Origin of the sequence: Paenibacillus herberti, from assembly GCF_002233675.1 — a bacterium.
GTDB lineage: Bacteria > Bacillota > Bacilli > Paenibacillales > Paenibacillaceae > Paenibacillus_O > Paenibacillus_O herberti.
Window position 1 is genome coordinate 973,416 of the sequence record NZ_NMUQ01000002.1, and the last position, 17,924, is coordinate 991,339.

Here is a 17,924-nt window from a genome sequence, read left to right on the forward strand (position 1 = left end):
GATAGATTGGGAATCTATCTGCTGGAGGGATATGGAATGAAGCAAATTTTGCTCATTACGGACGGCTGCTCAAATGTCGGCCTTAGCCCGGTTGTAGCGGCGGCTCAGGCGTTTTCGGATGGAGTTACGGTTAACGTAGTAGGTGTACTAGACGGCGGCGACATCGGAGAATACGGAGCCAAAGAGATTCAAGAGATTGCCCATGCCGGAGGCGGTATGAGCCGGATGGTCAATACCCGGCAGCTATCGCAGACGGTGCAGATGATGACCCGCAAGACAGTGGTGCAGACCATTCAGCAGGCTGTGCAAAAAGAGCTCAAGTCCGTGCTCGGCGGTTCAGGAGCGCTCGAAGAGCTGCCGCCCGAGAAGCGCAGCGAGGTTGTGCGCGTCATCGATGAGCTAGGCGAGACGAGCAAGCTGCGTGTAGCGCTGCTCATTGATGCCAGCGCGAGCATGAAGCCAAAGATGGCTGCCGTCGAGGAAGCCATCCGCGACCTGATGCTCAGCCTGCAATCACGGCAAGGCGTCAGCGAGCTGTCGGTGTTCCATTTTCCGGGGGACAAACACGGGGATGATGCAACGCTAGATCTGGACTGGACAACGAATCTGAGCGGCGTACAGTCGCTATTTCCCAAGCTGCAGATGCGGGGGACGACACCAACAGGGCCGGCGCTCCAACAGGTCGCCCAGTATTACCGCGAGAGCATGGAAGAGCGGCGCCGGGGCGGCGAGGAGGACGAGATGAGGAGTGGCTACGTCGGCTAAGTTTGACCTTGACCGGGGCATGGTCATTACCGGCAAGTGGAGGCATCGCCGCTACCGCGTGGAGCGGATGCTTGGCGAGGGAGCCAACGGCAAGGTGTATCTGGTGCAGCAGGACAGCCGTCTAATGGCGCTTAAAGTTGGGCTGGACACGGCGGACCTGCAGTCGGAGATCAATGTGCTGCAAGCGCTCGAAAAACAGCAGAAAAAGGGGAACGGGGGCAGCCCGTTCCTTTATGACGTTGATGATCTGAAGCTGAGATCAGGCAAAGAATATCCCTTTTATGTCATGCGTTATGTGCGTGGTACGAAGCTGCCCGCCTTTCTGGCAGCCAGCGGAGCGGAGTGGTTCCCGCTTGCGGGTTACAATTTGCTGCTGCGGCTCGCGGATTTGCATGGCTCAGGCTGGGCGTTCGGCGACCTCAAGGTGGACAATGTGCTCGTCGCGGACTACGGCCGCGTGGAGTTGGTCGACTATGGGGGCGTCACCGCGTTTGGTAAGAGCATCCGCCAGTTTACCGAGATTTATGATCGAGGTTATTGGAATGCCGGTATCCGCACCTCGGACGCGCCGTATGACCTGTTTTCGTTTGCGGTGCTCTGTGTACAGCTCTTCGAGGAAAAAGAGCTTTACCGGCTCACCGCCGGTACGCTGCCCCAAAATAGGGGCACAGCCGAGTTGCTGCGACTTGCACAGCAGTCTCAGCAGCTGAAGCCGTTCTCCGGCTGGCTGGCGCGCGCCTTCGCTGGCGGCTTCAGAGACGCAGCCGAAGCTGCGGACGCCTGGAACGTCGTTATTCACCGCATCGGCAGGCCCTCGAAGCCAGTGCCGTGGTGGACCAAGGCACTGTTTCTGCTGTCCGCCGCGGGACTCGCGGCATCGGCATTTTGGCTGGCCGGCGGCTTCGGGTAGACGAACCGACGAATCAACGAACCGACTGACAGCTCGAAGTCCACTATGTTTTACATCTTTAGTTAGGAGAGATCGTCACCATGGACCAACAGGCAAGCGATCGAGAAGCGGCAGGAGGTCGGCAGGAGCGGGTGCTGCAGGAGCTGCTGCGGATGGGAGCGGAGGAGCGGCTCTGGGAGCGCGGCGATACCGTGCTGGTCGCCGTCAGCGGCGGGCCGGATTCCATGGCGCTGCTGCATGCTTTGTATACATATGCTGAGCGCCTGGGCGTACGCGTAACGGCTGCCCATGCCAACCATGGCTTCCGGCCGGAAGAATCGCTGCTGGAGGCACAAGGCGTGCGGCGCTTCTGCGAAGAGCTCGGCATCCCTTGCGACATTGCCGAGCTTCACGTGCCGGACTATTTGCGAGAGCATGGCGGCAATAAACAGGCGGCGGCTCGTGAACTGCGCTACCGTTTTCTCCATGAAGCGGCCTCCCGTGCAGGAGCGGCGAGGATCGCGTTCGCTCATCATGCGGACGATCAGGCTGAGACGGTGTTAATGCGCGTACTGCGCGGTACGGCTCCGAGCGGACTGGGGGGCATTCCGCTGCGACGAAGGGAAGAAAAAGTGGAACTGATCCGCCCACTGTTGCGTATAACGAAACCGGACCTTGCCGCTTACTGCAAGCATTGGACAATTCCTTACTATACGGACAGCAGCAATTATTCAACGGATTATTTCCGCAATGCGGTCAGGCTCGAAGCTTTGCCTTATCTGGAGTCCTTCAATGGCAGGCTCTCCTCCTCCTTGTGTCGGCTGGCCGAAGCGGCCTCCGCAGAATCGGACTTTCTGGCAGCGCGGACCGAGGAGCTGTTCACCTCTCTTGTGAGCTCAGAAAAGGCCGGTTTGACGATGTACGGCGCGGATTTGGCAGGTCTGCACGTCGCTTTACAAAGGAGATTGATTAAACTAATATTAGATTATCTTGCTTTGGAAAAGGAACCCACCGGCTTTGATGAGGTGGAGCATATACGCCTCGGCGCATTAGCCGAGGCGCCGGTCAACTGGCGGATCGACTTGTCGCGCGGGCTGCGGTTTCACCGAGAGTACGGTCAGTTGAAGTGGACCAGGCGCAACGAGGAACCGCAGGACGGCTATGAGATTCTCATCGCCGAGCCGCATGGAGCGCATGAGCTAGTCGAAGCAGGACTACGGCTGGAGTTCAGCGTGGTAGCTATCCTACGGGAGGGCGATGTCGGCCCTGCGGTTGCGGGGGCGGGCCCGCTGACCGCCTTTTTTGATTTGGATGAGCTGTTGCTCCCGCTCCGGGTGCGGAGTCGCAGAGATGGCGATCGGATGAACCCGCTTGGACTAAACGGTACCAAAAAGGTGCAAGATATGTTCGTTGATGCCAAGGTACCGCCTTCCTTGCGGCCTTCCGTTCCGCTGATATGCGACGCCAAGGACCGAATTCTCTGGATTCCAGGCATTCGCAGATCCACTCATGCGACCGCAGGAGAGGGGACGAGGCGTCTGCTGCGCATCGATGCGCAGAGAATTGCCCCGCCGAATCCTTTAAGTTGAAGAGTCTATGAATAACAGGCCTTATTAAGCTCATAAGAATAGGATCAGATGATTCGGGAGGAACTACACTTGCATAACGACATTCAGGAAATTCTACACAGCGAACAAGAAATCCGGGACAAGGTCAAGGAGTTAGGCGAAATTTTGACCCGCGATTTCGAGGGGCGCAATCCACTCGTTATTTGCGTTCTTAAGGGAGCGTTTATTTTCATGGCCGATTTGGTTAAGGAAATACGCGTGCCTTTGGAGATGGACTTTATGGCCGTGTCCAGCTATGGGGCTGCAACGAAGTCCTCCGGTGTCGTCAAAATCAATAAGGATCTAGACGTATCTGTCGAGGGTCGCGAGGTACTCATCGTGGAAGACATCATTGACAGCGGCTTAACGCTCAGCTATCTCATCGATGTGCTGGAGCGTCGTAATGCCAAGTCGGTGACGGTTGTCACGTTGTTCGACAAGCCGTCAGGTCGGTCGGTCGATCTCGATGCCGATTATACCGGTTTTACTCTTCCGCATGCTTTTGTCGTAGGTTATGGTCTTGATTACGCCGAATATTACCGCAACCTTCCTTATATCGGCATTCTCAAGCCTGAAGTCTACAGCAAATAAAAGCTTTCCCCGGCAGTGTTCTCTGCTCCATGGAGCTCTGCATTTTACAGGATTGGATAGACACATGCTTCATTTACGGTATTCCTTAACGCACATCGTTTTGTGGGATGGTGAGGCTGTATCGGGTGTAGGCTGGGGTTCTGTTGAGATAGCCAGACCGGCTATGGTAAAATATTTTAAGCGTCTAGAGAGGAGGTAGGGGATGAATCGAATCATCCGGAACACTGGATTTTACCTGCTTATATTCCTGGTAACCGTCGGTATAGTGCAATTTATCAGCGGTCAGGACGAAAAAACCCAGAAAATTCTTTACAGCGAGTTCCGTCAAGAGCTTGAAGCCAACAATATCAGCAAGCTGACCGTACAATTCGACAAGTACACGTATCTGGTGGCCGGTGAATACAGAAAAGCGCCAGCGGGGGCCAAGGACGAATCACTCAAATTCTACACCTACACTAATACCGATGAATTCCTTATAAAGGAACTCGATGTGGCAAGTGTAACCAACAAGTTTAAATTAGATTACAAACCGATGAAAGGTCAGAGCATCTGGCTCACATTCCTGACCTCCATCATTCCGTTCGTGATTATCTTCATCCTGTTCTTCTTCCTGATTAATCAGGCTCAGGGTGGCGGCGGCAAAGTGATGAACTTCGGCAAGAGCCGTGCCCGTTTGTATAATGAAGAGAAAAAGCGGGTGACGTTCGAGGATGTTGCTGGTGCTGACGAAGAGAAGCAAGAGCTTATTGAGGTCGTGGAATTCCTCAAGGACCCTCGCAAGTTTGCAGCAGTCGGTGCTCGTATTCCAAAAGGCGTACTGCTCGTTGGACCTCCGGGTACGGGTAAAACCTTGCTTGCCCGCGCAGTTGCAGGTGAAGCGGGAGTGCCATTCTTCAGCATCTCCGGTTCTGACTTCGTGGAAATGTTCGTCGGCGTAGGCGCATCCCGCGTCCGCGACCTGTTCGAGAATGCCAAGAAGAATGCACCATGTATCATCTTCATCGATGAGATCGACGCGGTCGGTCGCCAGCGTGGCGCAGGCCTCGGCGGCGGTCATGATGAGCGCGAGCAAACGCTCAACCAATTGCTCGTAGAGATGGACGGCTTCGGCGCCAACGAAGGTATCATTATCGTCGCTGCCACGAACCGTCCTGACATTCTCGATCCAGCTCTGCTTCGTCCGGGACGTTTTGACCGTCAAATTACGGTTGACCGCCCGGATGTTAAAGGTCGCGAAGCGGTGCTTAAAGTTCATGCCCGCAACAAGCCGCTCAACAAGGACGTTAAGCTTGACGTTATTGCTAAGCGCACGACTGGTTTCACCGGCGCCGATCTTGAGAACCTGCTTAATGAAGCAGCCCTTCTCGCAGCGCGTCGTAATAGAAAAGACATCAGCATGCTCGAGGTTGATGAGGCTATCGATCGTGTCATCGTCGGCACGGAGAAGAAAAGCCGCGTCATCAGTGATCGCGAGAAGCGCATCGTCGCTTACCATGAGGCAGGCCATACGATTATCGGCTACTTCTTGGAAAATGCTGACATGGTGCACAAGGTTACGATTATCCCTCGTGGCAAGGCAGGCGGATATGTCATTATGCTTCCTAAGGAAGACCGCATGCTCGTTACCAAGCAAGAGATGCTCGACAAGGTTACCGGGTTGCTCGGCGGCCGCGTCGCCGAAGAATTGTTCATCGGCGAAATCGGCACTGGCGCTTATAGCGACTTCAAGCATGCGACCAGCATTGTTCGTGGCATGATTATGGAGTACGGCATGAGTGACAAGCTTGGACCGATGCAGTTCGGCAGCTCCCAAGGTCAAGTATTCCTGGGCCGTGATATTGGGCATGAGCAGAACTACTCCGACAAGATCGCCTATGAGATTGATCAGGAGATGCAATCCTTCATCTTCGATTCGTATGAGCGCGCCAAAAACCTCCTTACCGAGAAGAGCAAGGAAGTTCACCTTATCGCTCAGACATTGCTTCGTATCGAGACGCTGGATCTGGAACAGATCCGTAACCTGATCGAGACGGGTTCTGTCGACGGCAAAGGTGGCGATGGCGAAGTGGTCAGCGACTCCGAATCGAGTGGTGAGCCAATCATTGATGAAATCGGCGGCGTCAAAGTCCGTATTCAAGGTCGCGACCCCGAAGAGACCACGACTACGGCTGGTGAAGGAATTAATGATGGTCCCAATGAAGGTCCTGAAAACAAGGATCCAATTGGTTCCGATAATGATCCTGACCCGAAAAACAAAGCTTAAATAAGTCATTTTAGAGGCTAGGGCTCTAGGCCTAGCAGTCTATTAAAAACAGTGAACAGCCCCTCTGCACATTTGTGCAGAGGGGCTGTTGCTTATGTTCAGGACCATCAGGTATAATATGCGAGAGCAAGGGAAATCTAAAAGGGATAGGGTGATGAACTGGCGTAAGATTTATAATTAATAATTATGCCACAGAATGCATGTTAATCCGATTAATTCCCAAAATCATCCTTTAATTCTCGATTTATCTCTAATGTAAATGTTTTCATCATGTAATATTTATTCATTCTTTCTGATTGACTCTTCAAGATTATAGGCTATAATAACTATATTCAAACCAATTTAAGGTGAAGAACAGGGGAGAAATACAAAGATGAAATGGACAAGCAAACCGACTCATGTACTCAGCGTTTCCGCTCTTGCACTTATGCTCGTAGTAACAGGTTGCGGATCCAAAAGTAATAACGCTGAAGGCAACACCGGAGGAGCAGCGAATACAGAGAATGCTGTCACTAGCGACAACAGCGGCAAAGACTTCAAAATCGGTATGGTTACAGACGGTGGCGGCGTTAACGACAAATCTTTCAACCAAAGCGCTTGGGAAGGTCTTCAGAAACTGCAAAAAGAGACCGGAGCTGAAGTTAAACCTCTTGAAAGCAAAGGCGAAAGCGATTTCGAGCCGAACCTGAACCAAATGGTGAAAGCGGGCTACAATCTGACTTGGGGCATGGGTTTCATGATGAACAAAGCTCTGACGACGGTAGCCAAGCAAAATCCTGATGCGAAGCTTGCCAGCATCGATAGCGAAGTTGACGCACCGAATGTTGCATCGGTTATGTTTGCTGAAAATGAAGGTTCCTTCTTGGTTGGTGTTGTTGCAGCACTGACGACTAAAACAAATAAAGTCGGCTTCATCGGCGGTGTAGAAGGCGATCTTATCAAGCGCTTTGAAACTGGCTTTGTAGAAGGCGTAAAAGCGGCTAACCCGGATGTAAAAGTTGAAATCAGCTATGTTGGCGATTTCACTAAGCCTGATCTTGGCAAAGCAGCTGCAGCTACGCTTTACAATAACGGTGTGGATATTATTTATCACGCTGCAGGCGGTAGCGGTAACGGCTTGTTCACCGAAGCTAAGGACCGTGTGTCCAAAGGCGAAAAAGTATGGGTTATCGGCGTAGATAAAGACCAATCGATCGAATTCGGCAACGACATTACGCTGACTTCCATGGTTAAACGTGTTGACGAAGCGGTTATTATCGTGTCGAAAGAACTCATCGACGGCAAATTCGAAGGTGGAAAAACTCGTCTGCTGACACTTAAAGACGGCGCTGTAGGTCTTCCAGAGAACAACCCGAACGTTTCCGAAGAGATTATGGCGAAAGTAAAAGAATACGAAGCCAAAATTACTAACGGTGACATCAAGGTTCCTTTTAAATAATTGAGTTACCTCATAGCCAATATGACAAGGCCAGCCGACGCCGGCCTTGTTCTTTTTTGACAGGGAGGAGAGATTTCATGGAGCATCAGCCAATCGTCGCTGAATTGAAAGGGATTACAAAACGTTTCCCTGGCATCGTGGCAAATGATAACATCAGCTTTCAGCTGCGCAAAGGAGAAATCCACGCTCTTTTAGGCGAAAACGGCGCAGGCAAGTCGACGCTGATGAATATCCTATTCGGCTTGTACCAACCCGATGAAGGTCATATTGAAATTAATGGTGAACCAGTCGTCATCGATGGTGCAGGCAAAGCAATCGAGCTTCGTATCGGTATGGTGCATCAGCATTTCAAGCTGGTCAAGCCATTTACGGTGGCCGAAAATATCATTCTCGGCAACGAGCCAACCAAAGGTATTGAGGTAGACATCAAGAGCGCTAATGTACGGGTGCGCGAACTGTCCGACCAATATGGATTGAAGGTTGACCCACGCTTCCGGATCGAGGATATTACAGTTGGTATGCAGCAACGCGTCGAGATTTTGAAGACGCTTTACCGCGGAGCAGATATTTTGATCTTTGACGAGCCTTCCGCTGTTCTCACCGTTCAAGAGATTGATGAATTGATGGAAATTTTGCGAGCTCTCGCACGCGAAGGCAAATCAATCATTATTATTACGCACAAGCTGAAAGAAATTATGGCTCTTGCCGATACCTGCACCGTTATTCGTCGCGGCAAGGTCGTTGGCTCGGTTAACGTCAAAGAATCTAGTGAACGCCAACTGGCAGAACTGATGGTTGGACGTTCGGTCAACTTCCAAGTTAATAAAGAAAAGTCCAAGCCTGGCAAAGCAATATTGGAATTATCCGGTTTAACTGTACAGGGTGAGCATGGCAAAGCTGTTGTGGAAGATGTTACGTTCCAGATCCGTGCTGGAGAGATATTCGGGATTGCCGGTGTGGATGGTAACGGACAAACGCAATTAGTGGAAGCGATTACCGGAATGCGTAAAGCAAATTCCGGATCGATCAAAGTTAATGGTAAAGAGCTGTTTGGAGCTTCTGTGCGCAACGTGACCGAAGCTGGCGTATCGCATATTCCTGAAGACCGTCACAAACATGGCCTTGTACTTGATTTTACAGTCAGCGAGAACATGGTGCTGAACAATTACTATAAAGAGCCTTATAGCCGCACTGGAATTTTGAACTATAAAGCGATTGATGATAATGCATCCAAGCTAGCTCAGCAATTTGATGTGCGGATGTCTAGCATTCACACAGAAGCACGCCAACTGTCGGGTGGTAACCAGCAAAAGGCAATTATCGCTCGGGAATTGACGCGTGATCCTGAGCTGATTATCGCCGTACAACCGACTCGTGGTCTGGATGTAGGGGCAATCGAGTTCGTTCACAAGCAACTGGTTGAGGCTCGTAATGCAGGGAAAGCCGTTCTACTCGTATCGTTTGAGCTGGAAGAGCTTTACGGCCTATCCGATAGACTTGCGGTTATTTATGAAGGACGTATCATGGGCCAGATGGAAGCCGATGAGAAGAACGAAGAGCAAATTGGTCTCATGATGGCAGGCAACGTCATGGGAGACGCCCAGCGCCATACCGTCTGAGACAGGAGGAACTCCAATGCAAGTCTTGAGTAAGATTTTCACAAAACAAAGCACCTATGTGCCTCTGGTTGCCATTGTCCTTGGCCTCCTTGTTGGCGCTATCGTCATGTGGTTAGGCGGATACGATCCAATTGTCGCTTATGGAGCGATGCTAGATAAGATTTTCGGCTCTACCTATGACTTCGGCGAAGCAATTCGCCAGGTAACGCCATTGATATTCACGGGTCTTGCGGTCGCCTTTGCATTCCGCGCCGGCCTTTTCAACATCGGTGTTGAAGGCCAATTCATTACCGGCATGACTGCTGCGACATGGATCGGCATCAATCTCAATCTGCCTTGGTTCATTCATATGCCGCTTGCAGTAATTGTCGGCGGTATAGCTGGTGCCCTGTGGGCTGGCATCGCCGGATGGCTTAAGGCCTCCCGTGGCGTGAATGAGGTTATTTCCACCATCATGCTCAACTGGATTGCCTATTACTTCGCAAATTTCATGGTTCGCGTCGTCATGGTCGAGCCAGGTCAAAACCGGACCAAAGACATCCAGGGCACGGCATCGGCTTCGATCGATTGGCTCGTTACTCTGATGGACAACGCGCGTGTTCACTGGGGCACAGTTGTTGCGATCCTTTGTTCCTTTGTTTTCTACTATGTGCTGTGGAAAACGCGCCAAGGCTACGAGCTTCGTGCCAGCGGATTCAACCCGGACGCTGCTCATTACGCGGGTATGAACGTTAAGGGAAGCATCGTTAAAGCGATGATGTTCTCGGGCGGTCTGGCCGGTCTTGGCGGCGCCTTCGAATCGCTTGGCGTCTTCAAGTCGATGGCTGTTATGAACGCTCTGCCGGGTTACGGCTTTGACGGTATCGCCGTCTCGCTGCTCGGCGGTAACAATCCATTCGGCATTATTTTCGGCGGAATTCTGTTCGGGTTCCTCAGTTATGGTTCAACCGGTATGAGCTTTGAAGCGGATGTGCCGAACGAGATTATCCGTATCGTTATCGGCGCGGTCATCTTCTTTGTTGCCATCCACGGAATCGTAAAATGGTTCCTTAAGCCATTCTTCCGCAAGCGCCGGGAAGATAAGAAGGAGGCGGCTTAGATGGAAGCGATTGGATTATTGCTGAATACAACGCTGGTTTTCTCGACCGCGCTCATTCTCGTCGCATTGGGCGGCATCTTCTCGGAGCGTTCCGGCGTCGTCAACATCGGACTGGAAGGTCTGATGATTATCGGTGCTTTCAGCGCCGCCGTATTCACTTATTTCTCCTCTGAATGGGGATTCGGGGGCAGCTCGGCCGCTTGGTTTGGTGTATTGATGTCGATTGTGCTTGGTGCAGCTTTCTCGCTATTGCATGCCGTTGCTACGATCACCTTCAAGGCCAATCAGGTTATTATCGGGGTTGTCATCAACATTTTGGCTTTCGGTCTGACGATCTACCTGGTTAAGAGCTTGTTCGATGGCTCCGGCCAAACAGAGAACCTTTCCGGCATCGCCTTTACGAAGTACAATGTACCGTACCTTTCGGAAATACCGCTTCTCGGTGATGCATTGTTCAAAACTTATCCGACGACTTACCTTTGCTATCTGCTCGTGTTTGTCAGCTGGTACGCGCTGTATCGGACACGCTTCGGCCTGCGTCTACGCTCGGTTGGCGAACATCCTGGTGCGGCAGATACGGTTGGTATTAGTGTAATCAAGTACCGCTACATCGGCGTTATTCTTAGCGGCGCGTTCGCTGGGCTCGGAGGCGCGACGATTGCACTGACGACGACCTATGACTTCTCGCACACGACAATTAGTGGACAAGGTTTCATTGCGATTGCTGCGATCATCTTCGGTCGCTGGCACCCAATCGGTGCCGCTGGCGCTGCGCTGTTCTTCGGTTTCGCACAGGCGCTCCGCTTCCAGGCGGATCTGTTCGAATGGTCCCAGTCGATTCCAAATGAATTCCTCTACATGCTGCCTTACTTGCTTACGCTTCTGCTGCTGGCCTTTGCTGCCGGCAAGAGCCGTGCACCGTCTGCTCTTGGTGATCCGTACGATCCCGGGAAGCGTTAAGCTTCTACTCCAGCCCGGCATATAGCGGGTTGGACTTTCCAATTTGCCTCCTGCGTCATGCAGGAGGCTTTTTTCTTTCACAAGAGATGTTTCCATAGGTGCAGAAGTGGCAGATATATACCTTTATTTAATCTAATATCGCTCTTTTTGCGCTAGTCCGCCTATTCCTTTGATTTCCTGGGAAATGCCTCCAAAATAGCGGGAATCCCTTGGTTGACAGTACTGTTGCAGGGGTGTAAATTAGGTGTTACTGAATCGTCACTTCTTTGTAACAATGTGAATCATTTCACTTGCTCAATACGGCGCGTGAGCATGATTCCATGCTCAATTGCCACATACTATATGGGTCCTTGGTCATCTAAGCGAATGTGACCAACCTAAGGACTCCAAAGGAGAGGAAAGCCGTGGAAGCTCTGGCTCTGGAGCGCAAGGCGGAACAAAACCGGGAACTGCGTGAGCGGCTGTTGCAGCTCAAAAAAGAACGCAATGCCATTATTCTTGCCCACTACTATCAAAGAGACGAGATCCAGGAAGTGGCTGATTTCCGGGGGGATTCATTTCTGCTTGCCCAGAAAGCCGCTGAGACCGACGCGGACACGATCGTGTTCTGCGGAGTCCACTTCATGGGAGAGAGTGCCAAAATTCTCGCTCCGAACAAAACCGTCATTATTCCTGACGAACGCGCAGGCTGCCCGATGGCCGACATGGTCAATGTTGACGGTCTTCGCAAGCTGAAGGCGCAGCACCCGAACGCAACTGTAGTTACCTATATTAACTCTTCAGCAGAAATTAAGGCAGAAACCGACATTTGCTGCACCTCGGCCAATGCGGTGAAAGTAGTTAATTCGGTCGAAGGCGATGAAGTCATCTGGGTACCGGACAAAAACCTGGGCCACTATGTCCAGCAAATGACCGACAAAAAGATGATTATTTGGGAAGGTTATTGCAATACGCATGACATGCTCACCGTTAAAGACGTGGAGGAGATGAAAGCCAAATATCCGAACGCGGAATTTGTCGTCCATCCCGAATGCCGTCCAGAAGTCGTGGCACTTGGCGATTTTGTCGGCAGCACGACTGCGATCCTGAAGTATTGCAAGGAATCGTCGAATAAAGAATTCATCGTTGGTACCGAGGATGGCACGGGTTATCAGCTCCGTTTGGACAGCCCGGACAAAACATTCCATTTTGCAACCAAGTACTTGGTCTGCCCTAATATGAAAGTAAACAACCTGAAGAAACTGGTGCGCTGCCTGGAGAATATGTCTCCACAGATTTACGTACCGCCGCAGGTAGCTGACCAAGCCCGCCTGTCCCTGGAGCGCATGCTGCTGGTGAAGTAGCCTGCGCTACTCCCATGTCTTGAGGAGTTAGCCGTGATGATACCTAGATATTTGGTAGATATGAATCTCGACGATGTTCCTGTCGTGGAGAAAGACGTAATCGTCATCGGGGCCGGCATTGCCGGTCTTTTTACCGCTATAAGGGCAAGCGAGCGTGGCTCCGTGCTGATGGTCACCAAAAAATCCCTCATGGACAGTAACACTCGTTATGCCCAAGGAGGCATCGCGGCGGTCATCTCCGATGAGGACAAGCCTGAGTTCCACTTGCAGGACACACTTATTGCAGGAGCTGGTCTAAGCGATGAAGACGCCGTTGGCGTGCTCGTGCATGAAGGACCCAAAGGTGTTCGCAGTCTGATCGGGATGGGTACGCAATTCGATTTAGAAAATGGCGAGTTCGCCCTGACCAAAGAAGGCGCACACAGCCAGAGACGGATTTTGCACGCCAATGGCGATGCTACTGGCTTCGAGATCGTAAGAGCATTATCGGAAAAAGCGATAGCAACCGAGGGAATTGAGGTTTGGGACGATCATTTTGCAATCGATCTCATTACCAGAGACGGTGAGTGCTGTGGCGCACTTGTCCAGAAACCGGATGGCTCTCGCGTATTCGTGCGTGGCAAAGCAACCATTCTGTGTACAGGCGGTACAGGGCAAATGTTTCGTTATACGACCAATCCCGAAGTAGCAACCGGAGACGGTGTAGCGATGGCTTACCGGGCAGGTGCTTACATAAGGGATATGGAGTTCATCCAGTTCCATCCGACAACACTTTGTTATCCTGGCGCGCCACGTTTCCTCATCTCCGAAGCCGTGCGCGGCGAAGGGGCTGTGTTGCGTAATATTCATGGGGAGCGTTTCATGGAGCGTTACCATCCACAGCTTGAGCTGGCGCCGCGTGACGTCGTCGCAAATGCTATTGTCAGTGAGCTAGAGAAGACGGGCTCCACGTTTGTCTACTTGGATGTGACTCATGAGTCCGAGGAGATGGTGCGCCATCGCTTCCCGACGATTTACGAAACCTGCCTGCAATATGGGCTGGATCTGACGACCGATTGGGTTCCAGTTGCACCGGCTGCGCATTATACGATGGGTGGTGTACGCACCGATCTGAACGGCGAGACGAATATTAGCCGGCTGTTCGCCTGTGGAGAGGTATCGTCAACTGGCGTTCATGGTGCGAATCGGCTGGCCAGCAATTCGTTGTCCGAGGCGATCGTGTTTGGACGCCGGATTATTCATCGGATCAGCGAGCTGCCCCCACTGGAGGGCGAGGTGCATGTTCACGAGGAACTGGGTAGTCACAGCGCTATTTCCCAGCAGGCCGTCGTGGAGAAAAGGCTTAAGCTGCAGCGGGTGATGGTCCGTTATATCGGCCTGCGCCGCAGCGCTGACAGCCTGACCAAAGGTATTGCCGAGCTGAAGCGGCAACTGCCGTTCTTCTCCAGCTTAATGACCAAGAGAGAAGATTTTGAATTCGCCAATCTACTTACGAACGCTCTGCTGACGGCGGAATCCGCCGCAGCTCGCGAGGAAAGCCGCGGTGCTCATTATCGTGTCGACTTCCCGCAGCGAGATGATGCCAATTGGCGCAAGCATACGGTACTGCACAGATTGCAGGGCCAGACAGAGGAGGCGATCCATGATGCAACCGTTCGCTAATCACGGGCTAGGCATTGGCGGGTACGATACAGGATTAAGGGAAAGCATCCGGGGCTGGCTGGCTGAAGATATCGGCACTGGCGATATTACCACGCGCACAACGATTCCGGCAGGAAGCGCCATGAAGGCGGTCATTCACGCCAAGGAGGAAGGCATCATCGCCGGCCTGCCGGTAGCGGAAACGGTATTCGCTGTTGTGGATCCGAGCTTGGTGTTCACAGCGCTTGTGCAGGACGGCGACATGGTGAGCATTGGTACCATTATTGCCGAGATTGAAGGCAGCACGCATAGCATTTTGACTGGCGAGCGGCTGGCGCTCAACCTGATGCAGCGGCTGTCGGGTATTGCGACCAAGACGAGGCAGTTCGTGGACGCTCTGGAAGGTTTGCCGGTTCGACTGGTCGATACCCGCAAAACGACGCCGGGACATCGGTTGCTGGAAAAGTACGCTGTGCGCGTCGGAGGCGGTGCTAACCACCGTTTCGGCCTTTATGACGCTGTCATGATCAAGGACAATCACATCAAGGGAGCGGGAGGCATTACCGCTGCAGTAAGTGCAGCACGCTCGGCCATTCCGCATACGATGAAGATTGAGGTAGAGACGGAGTCTCTGGAGCAGGTGGGAGAGGCGCTCAATAGCGGTGCAGACATCATCATGCTAGATAATATGAAGCCGGAGCTTATGCGAGAGGCAGTTGCGATTATCCGCAGCCGCGCGCCGCATGTTGTGACGGAAGCTTCCGGAGGAGTCACGCTGGAAACCGTGCGAAGCATGGCGGAATCCGGTGTGGACATTATCTCGGTCGGTGGTCTCACCTACTCTTTCCGCTCTCTGGACATCAGTCTTGATCTGGGCGGTAAAAAAGGGAGGGCTTAACCGGTGATTGTCGTTATCGACGTAGGCAACACGAATATCGTGCTCGGCATTTACCGGGGCAAAGAGCTGCTTCATCATTGGCGCATGAGCACGAACCGCTCCGCGACGAGCGATGAGTATGGCATGATGGTGTATAATTTTTTCCATTATGCAGGCATTTCTCTGGATGAGATTCGAGGAGTTGTCATCTCTTCCGTAGTACCGCCGCTTATGCGCACGCTTGAGCAGCTGTCGGCTACTTATCTACAACATGCGCCGCTAATCATCGGTCCTGGCATCAAAACGGGACTGAATATCCGCTACGAAAATCCGCGCGAGGTTGGGGCGGACCGGATCGTCAATTCGGTAGCCGGTATCGAGAAATACGGCACGCCGCTGATCGTCGTCGACTTCGGTACAGCGACGACATTTGATTATATCGACGAGACCGGAGCCTATCTCGGCGGAGCCATCGTGCCGGGCATCGGCATTTCGACCGAAGCGCTCTATCAGAAGGCGGCGAAGCTGCCGCGTATTGAGTTGGTCAGGCCGCGCAGCGTTATCGGCCGCAATCCGGTAACGTCGATGCAGGCTGGCATTATTTTCGGCTATGCAGGACAGGTGGACGGAATCGTAAGACGCATTCGCAAGGAATTCGGTGTCGAACCCCGTGTTATCGCGACAGGTGGACTGGCAGATCTGATCGCGGCAGAGTCGGAGACGATTGAAGAAGTGGATCATCTGCTGACGCTGGAAGGGCTTCGCCTGATCTACGAACGCAATCAGGAACATTAATGGATACAATAGAAGATACGAAGGACCGATAGAAGGAGAGAACCATTGAAATGAGCGAGACGCAAAACGATTATTTAGTGCGTGGAACCGCGTGGGGCGGCAAAATTCGTGTGTTTGCAGCCCGCACTACGGAGCTCGTACGTGAGCTGCAGCGTCGTCATGGCACTTATCCGACTGCATCGGCAGCGCTCGGACGCACGGCGACAATCGGCGCGATGATGGGCATTATGCTGAAGGGCGAAGAGAAGCTGACGCTGCAAGTTAAGGGCGATGGCCCAGTCGGTGCCGTCGTTGTCGACTCGAACGCTAAGGGTGAAGTGCGCGGTTATGTTGACAATCCGGAGGCTCATCTACCGCCTAATGCTCAAGGTAAGCTGGATGTGGCAGGCATCGTGGGCACGACCGGTTATGTTCATGTAACCAAGGATTTGGGGATGAAAGAACCTTACCGCGGCAGCGTGCCGATTATTTCGGGTGAGCTTGGCGAGGACTTCACGTACTACTTTGCTTCCTCGGAACAGACGCCATCGGCAGTTGGTGTAGGTGTGCTCGTCGATGTAGACGGTAGCATCCTGCAAGCAGGAGGCTTCATTATTCAGCTGCTGCCTGGACTTAACGACGATGATATTACTCGGCTGGAGCGCGCGCTCGGTGGCCTGCCGCATGTGACGGCGTTGCTTGACCAAGGCGAGACGCCGGAAGAGATTCTGCGCTGGATCGTCGGCGACGAATTGACCGTGCATGAGACGATGCCGGTCGGGTTCGCTTGCTCATGCAGCGAAGAACGGGTGGAGCAGACGCTCATCAGCATGGGTGAAGCGGAGCTGCGCAGCCTGATTGATGAGGATGGTCGCGCGGAAGTATTATGTCATTTTTGTAATGAGGCGTACGTGTTCGACAGGCCAAGGCTGGAGAAGCTTCTTCAAGAAGCAAAGTCGGACCGGACCGAGTAGAGGGAAGCTTACGCATGGGCAGAGACAAGGCTTTAAAGACGATTATCGGCATTCAGGCGGCATGCATGATCGTGCTGGCCGTACTGATTATTATAAATCAACTGCCGGACGAGCCGGCAATCCTGCCCGCTAACGCGCAAAGTGAAGAGGCGGAGATGGAGGACGGACTCGCGGCTGCTGTCGGCAATGAACGCATCAGTAAAGACGAGCTCACGGAGCGGTTGCGGGAGCTGTACGGTGAAAGTGTGCTACAGACGATGATGATCCGCTCGGCGCTGGATCAAGAGAGCGCCAAGGGAGATCTTCAGGCGACTGAAGCTGAGGTGGAAGCAGAACTGTTGTCCCAGATGGCGGGTTACGGGGACGAGGAGAGCTTTTATCGGGAGATGAAAGCTCAATTCGGACTTAGCCGGGACGAGGTTTATGAAGAAGCGATGTACCGCCTCCTAATGGAAAAATGGATGACGAAGGGCATAGCCGTATCCGAAGGGCAAATCGACGCTTACCTGGAGGAGCATGCCGCTGAGCTGCGTCCTGCTCCACAGATGCATCTGCGCTGGATTGTCAGCTCCAGCCAAGCAGAGTCGCAGCAATTGCTGGATCAGCTAGAGGCAGGAAAGGACTTCGCTGAGCTAGCTCGTGACAATTCGACGCATACGGAGACAGCTGAACTTGGCGGTGATCTGGGAGTTGTGGAAGAGGGAGATCCATTCCTTGATCCTAGCGCGGCTGAGGCTGCAGCTACTCTGAGTCCGGGAGAGGTTTCGGAACCGGTTGAAGTGGAGGGAGGCTTTGCACTCGTGCAGGTGCTTACACGAGTGCAGCCTCGTTGGCTTGATGAAGAGTTGCTGCGCGCCGAAGTTAAGCGCATTATCGCACTGGATGAGGCAGGCTCGCTCAAGGAAGGCGAACAGCGGCTGCTGCAGCAGTACGGAGCTTCTGTTAAGACTTCCAAAACGCCTGGAATGCCGTCCCCCTCAGGTAGTGGTTAGTGATATGGCATTAGCGGGCTCTGGGCCGTTGTTGCTTCCCGTATGCAGCTATTGACAAGGGCTGAAAGCCCTTGATAAGATAGAACCAGTTG

The 17,924-nt window shown here is 52.8% G+C and carries 15 protein-coding genes; all 15 read left to right on the top strand.

Going from position 1 to position 17,924, the window contains the following annotated elements; translation table 11 throughout:
- Positions 1–36: 36 nt before the first annotated feature.
- The 15 genes from CGZ75_RS16750 to CGZ75_RS16820 all read left to right on the top strand — a co-directional run bounded on the left by CGZ75_RS16750 (position 37) and on the right by CGZ75_RS16820 (position 17,832).
- The gene (locus CGZ75_RS16750; protein ID WP_089525396.1) at positions 37–765 is read left to right on the top strand and encodes a vWA domain-containing protein; all 729 of its coding nucleotides are present in this window, start codon (positions 37–39) and stop codon (positions 763–765) included.
- Positions 749–1,675, top strand: coding sequence for a protein kinase domain-containing protein (locus tag CGZ75_RS16755; protein WP_089525397.1), 927 nt, complete (start codon positions 749–751; stop codon positions 1,673–1,675). Before CGZ75_RS16750 ends, CGZ75_RS16755 begins: the two co-directional genes overlap by 17 nt.
- A gap of 80 nt (positions 1,676–1,755) precedes the next feature.
- Positions 1,756–3,243 (top strand): tRNA lysidine(34) synthetase TilS, encoded by a 1,488-nt coding sequence (gene tilS, locus CGZ75_RS16760; RefSeq protein ID WP_089525398.1) that lies wholly within the window; start codon positions 1,756–1,758, stop codon positions 3,241–3,243.
- Positions 3,244–3,312: 69 nt separating this feature from the next.
- Positions 3,313–3,852, top strand: coding sequence for a hypoxanthine phosphoribosyltransferase (gene hpt / locus CGZ75_RS16765; protein ID WP_089525399.1), 540 nt, complete (start codon positions 3,313–3,315; stop codon positions 3,850–3,852).
- Positions 3,853–4,054: 202 nt separating this feature from the next.
- Entirely contained in the window at positions 4,055–6,115 is a 2,061-nt protein-coding gene (gene ftsH / locus CGZ75_RS16770) for an ATP-dependent zinc metalloprotease FtsH (protein ID WP_089525400.1), read from the top strand.
- Between the two features lie 373 nt (positions 6,116–6,488).
- A complete protein-coding gene (locus CGZ75_RS16775; RefSeq protein ID WP_089525401.1) occupies positions 6,489–7,553 on the top strand; it encodes a BMP family lipoprotein in 1,065 nt (354 codons plus the stop codon).
- Between the two features lie 77 nt (positions 7,554–7,630).
- Positions 7,631–9,172 carry an ABC transporter ATP-binding protein gene (locus CGZ75_RS16780; RefSeq protein ID WP_089525402.1) on the top strand — a complete coding sequence of 514 codons (1,542 nt, stop codon included), beginning with the start codon at positions 7,631–7,633 and terminating at the stop codon, positions 9,170–9,172.
- A 16-nt stretch (positions 9,173–9,188) separates the two neighbouring features.
- On the top strand, positions 9,189–10,271 hold the full coding sequence (locus CGZ75_RS16785) for an ABC transporter permease (RefSeq protein ID WP_089525403.1): 1,083 nt from the start codon (positions 9,189–9,191) through the stop codon (positions 10,269–10,271).
- Positions 10,272–11,231, top strand: coding sequence for an ABC transporter permease (locus tag CGZ75_RS16790; RefSeq protein WP_089525404.1), 960 nt, complete (start codon positions 10,272–10,274; stop codon positions 11,229–11,231). It begins immediately after the preceding gene.
- 404 nt (positions 11,232–11,635) lie between these two features.
- Positions 11,636–12,574, top strand: coding sequence for a quinolinate synthase NadA (gene nadA, locus CGZ75_RS16795; protein ID WP_089525405.1), 939 nt, complete (start codon positions 11,636–11,638; stop codon positions 12,572–12,574).
- A gap of 36 nt (positions 12,575–12,610) precedes the next feature.
- The gene (nadB, locus tag CGZ75_RS16800; RefSeq protein WP_089525406.1) at positions 12,611–14,236 is read left to right on the top strand and encodes an L-aspartate oxidase; all 1,626 of its coding nucleotides are present in this window, start codon (positions 12,611–12,613) and stop codon (positions 14,234–14,236) included.
- Positions 14,220–15,113, top strand: a complete 894-nt coding sequence (gene nadC / locus CGZ75_RS16805; RefSeq protein ID WP_089525407.1) for a carboxylating nicotinate-nucleotide diphosphorylase — start codon at positions 14,220–14,222, stop codon at positions 15,111–15,113. Before nadB ends, nadC begins: the two co-directional genes overlap by 17 nt.
- A gap of 3 nt (positions 15,114–15,116) precedes the next feature.
- Positions 15,117–15,887, top strand: a complete 771-nt coding sequence (locus CGZ75_RS16810) for a type III pantothenate kinase (RefSeq protein ID WP_089525408.1) — start codon at positions 15,117–15,119, stop codon at positions 15,885–15,887.
- A 50-nt stretch (positions 15,888–15,937) separates the two neighbouring features.
- A complete protein-coding gene (hslO, locus tag CGZ75_RS16815) occupies positions 15,938–16,840 on the top strand; it encodes an Hsp33 family molecular chaperone HslO (RefSeq protein ID WP_089525409.1) in 903 nt (300 codons plus the stop codon).
- A 14-nt stretch (positions 16,841–16,854) separates the two neighbouring features.
- The gene (locus CGZ75_RS16820) at positions 16,855–17,832 is read left to right on the top strand and encodes a peptidylprolyl isomerase (protein ID WP_089525410.1); all 978 of its coding nucleotides are present in this window, start codon (positions 16,855–16,857) and stop codon (positions 17,830–17,832) included.
- Positions 17,833–17,924 lie beyond the last annotated feature (92 nt).

Excerpts from the sequence above, each read along its gene's own strand:
- CGZ75_RS16790 (WP_089525404.1), top strand. The coding sequence starts at position 10,272 with ATGGAAGCGATTGGATTATTGCTGAATACAACGCTGGTTTTCTCGACC.
- tilS (WP_089525398.1), top strand. The coding sequence starts at position 1,756 with ATGGACCAACAGGCAAGCGATCGAGAAGCGGCAGGAGGTCGGCAGGAG.
- CGZ75_RS16820 (WP_089525410.1), top strand. The coding sequence starts at position 16,855 with ATGGGCAGAGACAAGGCTTTAAAGACGATTATCGGCATTCAGGCGGCA.
- CGZ75_RS16750 (WP_089525396.1), top strand. The coding sequence starts at position 37 with ATGAAGCAAATTTTGCTCATTACGGACGGCTGCTCAAATGTCGGCCTT.
- hslO (WP_089525409.1), top strand. The coding sequence starts at position 15,938 with ATGAGCGAGACGCAAAACGATTATTTAGTGCGTGGAACCGCGTGGGGC.
- ftsH (WP_089525400.1), top strand. The coding sequence starts at position 4,055 with ATGAATCGAATCATCCGGAACACTGGATTTTACCTGCTTATATTCCTG.
- CGZ75_RS16780 (WP_089525402.1), top strand. The coding sequence starts at position 7,631 with ATGGAGCATCAGCCAATCGTCGCTGAATTGAAAGGGATTACAAAACGT.
- CGZ75_RS16775 (WP_089525401.1), top strand. The coding sequence starts at position 6,489 with ATGAAATGGACAAGCAAACCGACTCATGTACTCAGCGTTTCCGCTCTT.
- CGZ75_RS16785 (WP_089525403.1), top strand. The coding sequence starts at position 9,189 with ATGCAAGTCTTGAGTAAGATTTTCACAAAACAAAGCACCTATGTGCCT.
- nadC (WP_089525407.1), top strand. The coding sequence starts at position 14,220 with ATGCAACCGTTCGCTAATCACGGGCTAGGCATTGGCGGGTACGATACA.
- nadB (WP_089525406.1), top strand. The coding sequence starts at position 12,611 with ATGATACCTAGATATTTGGTAGATATGAATCTCGACGATGTTCCTGTC.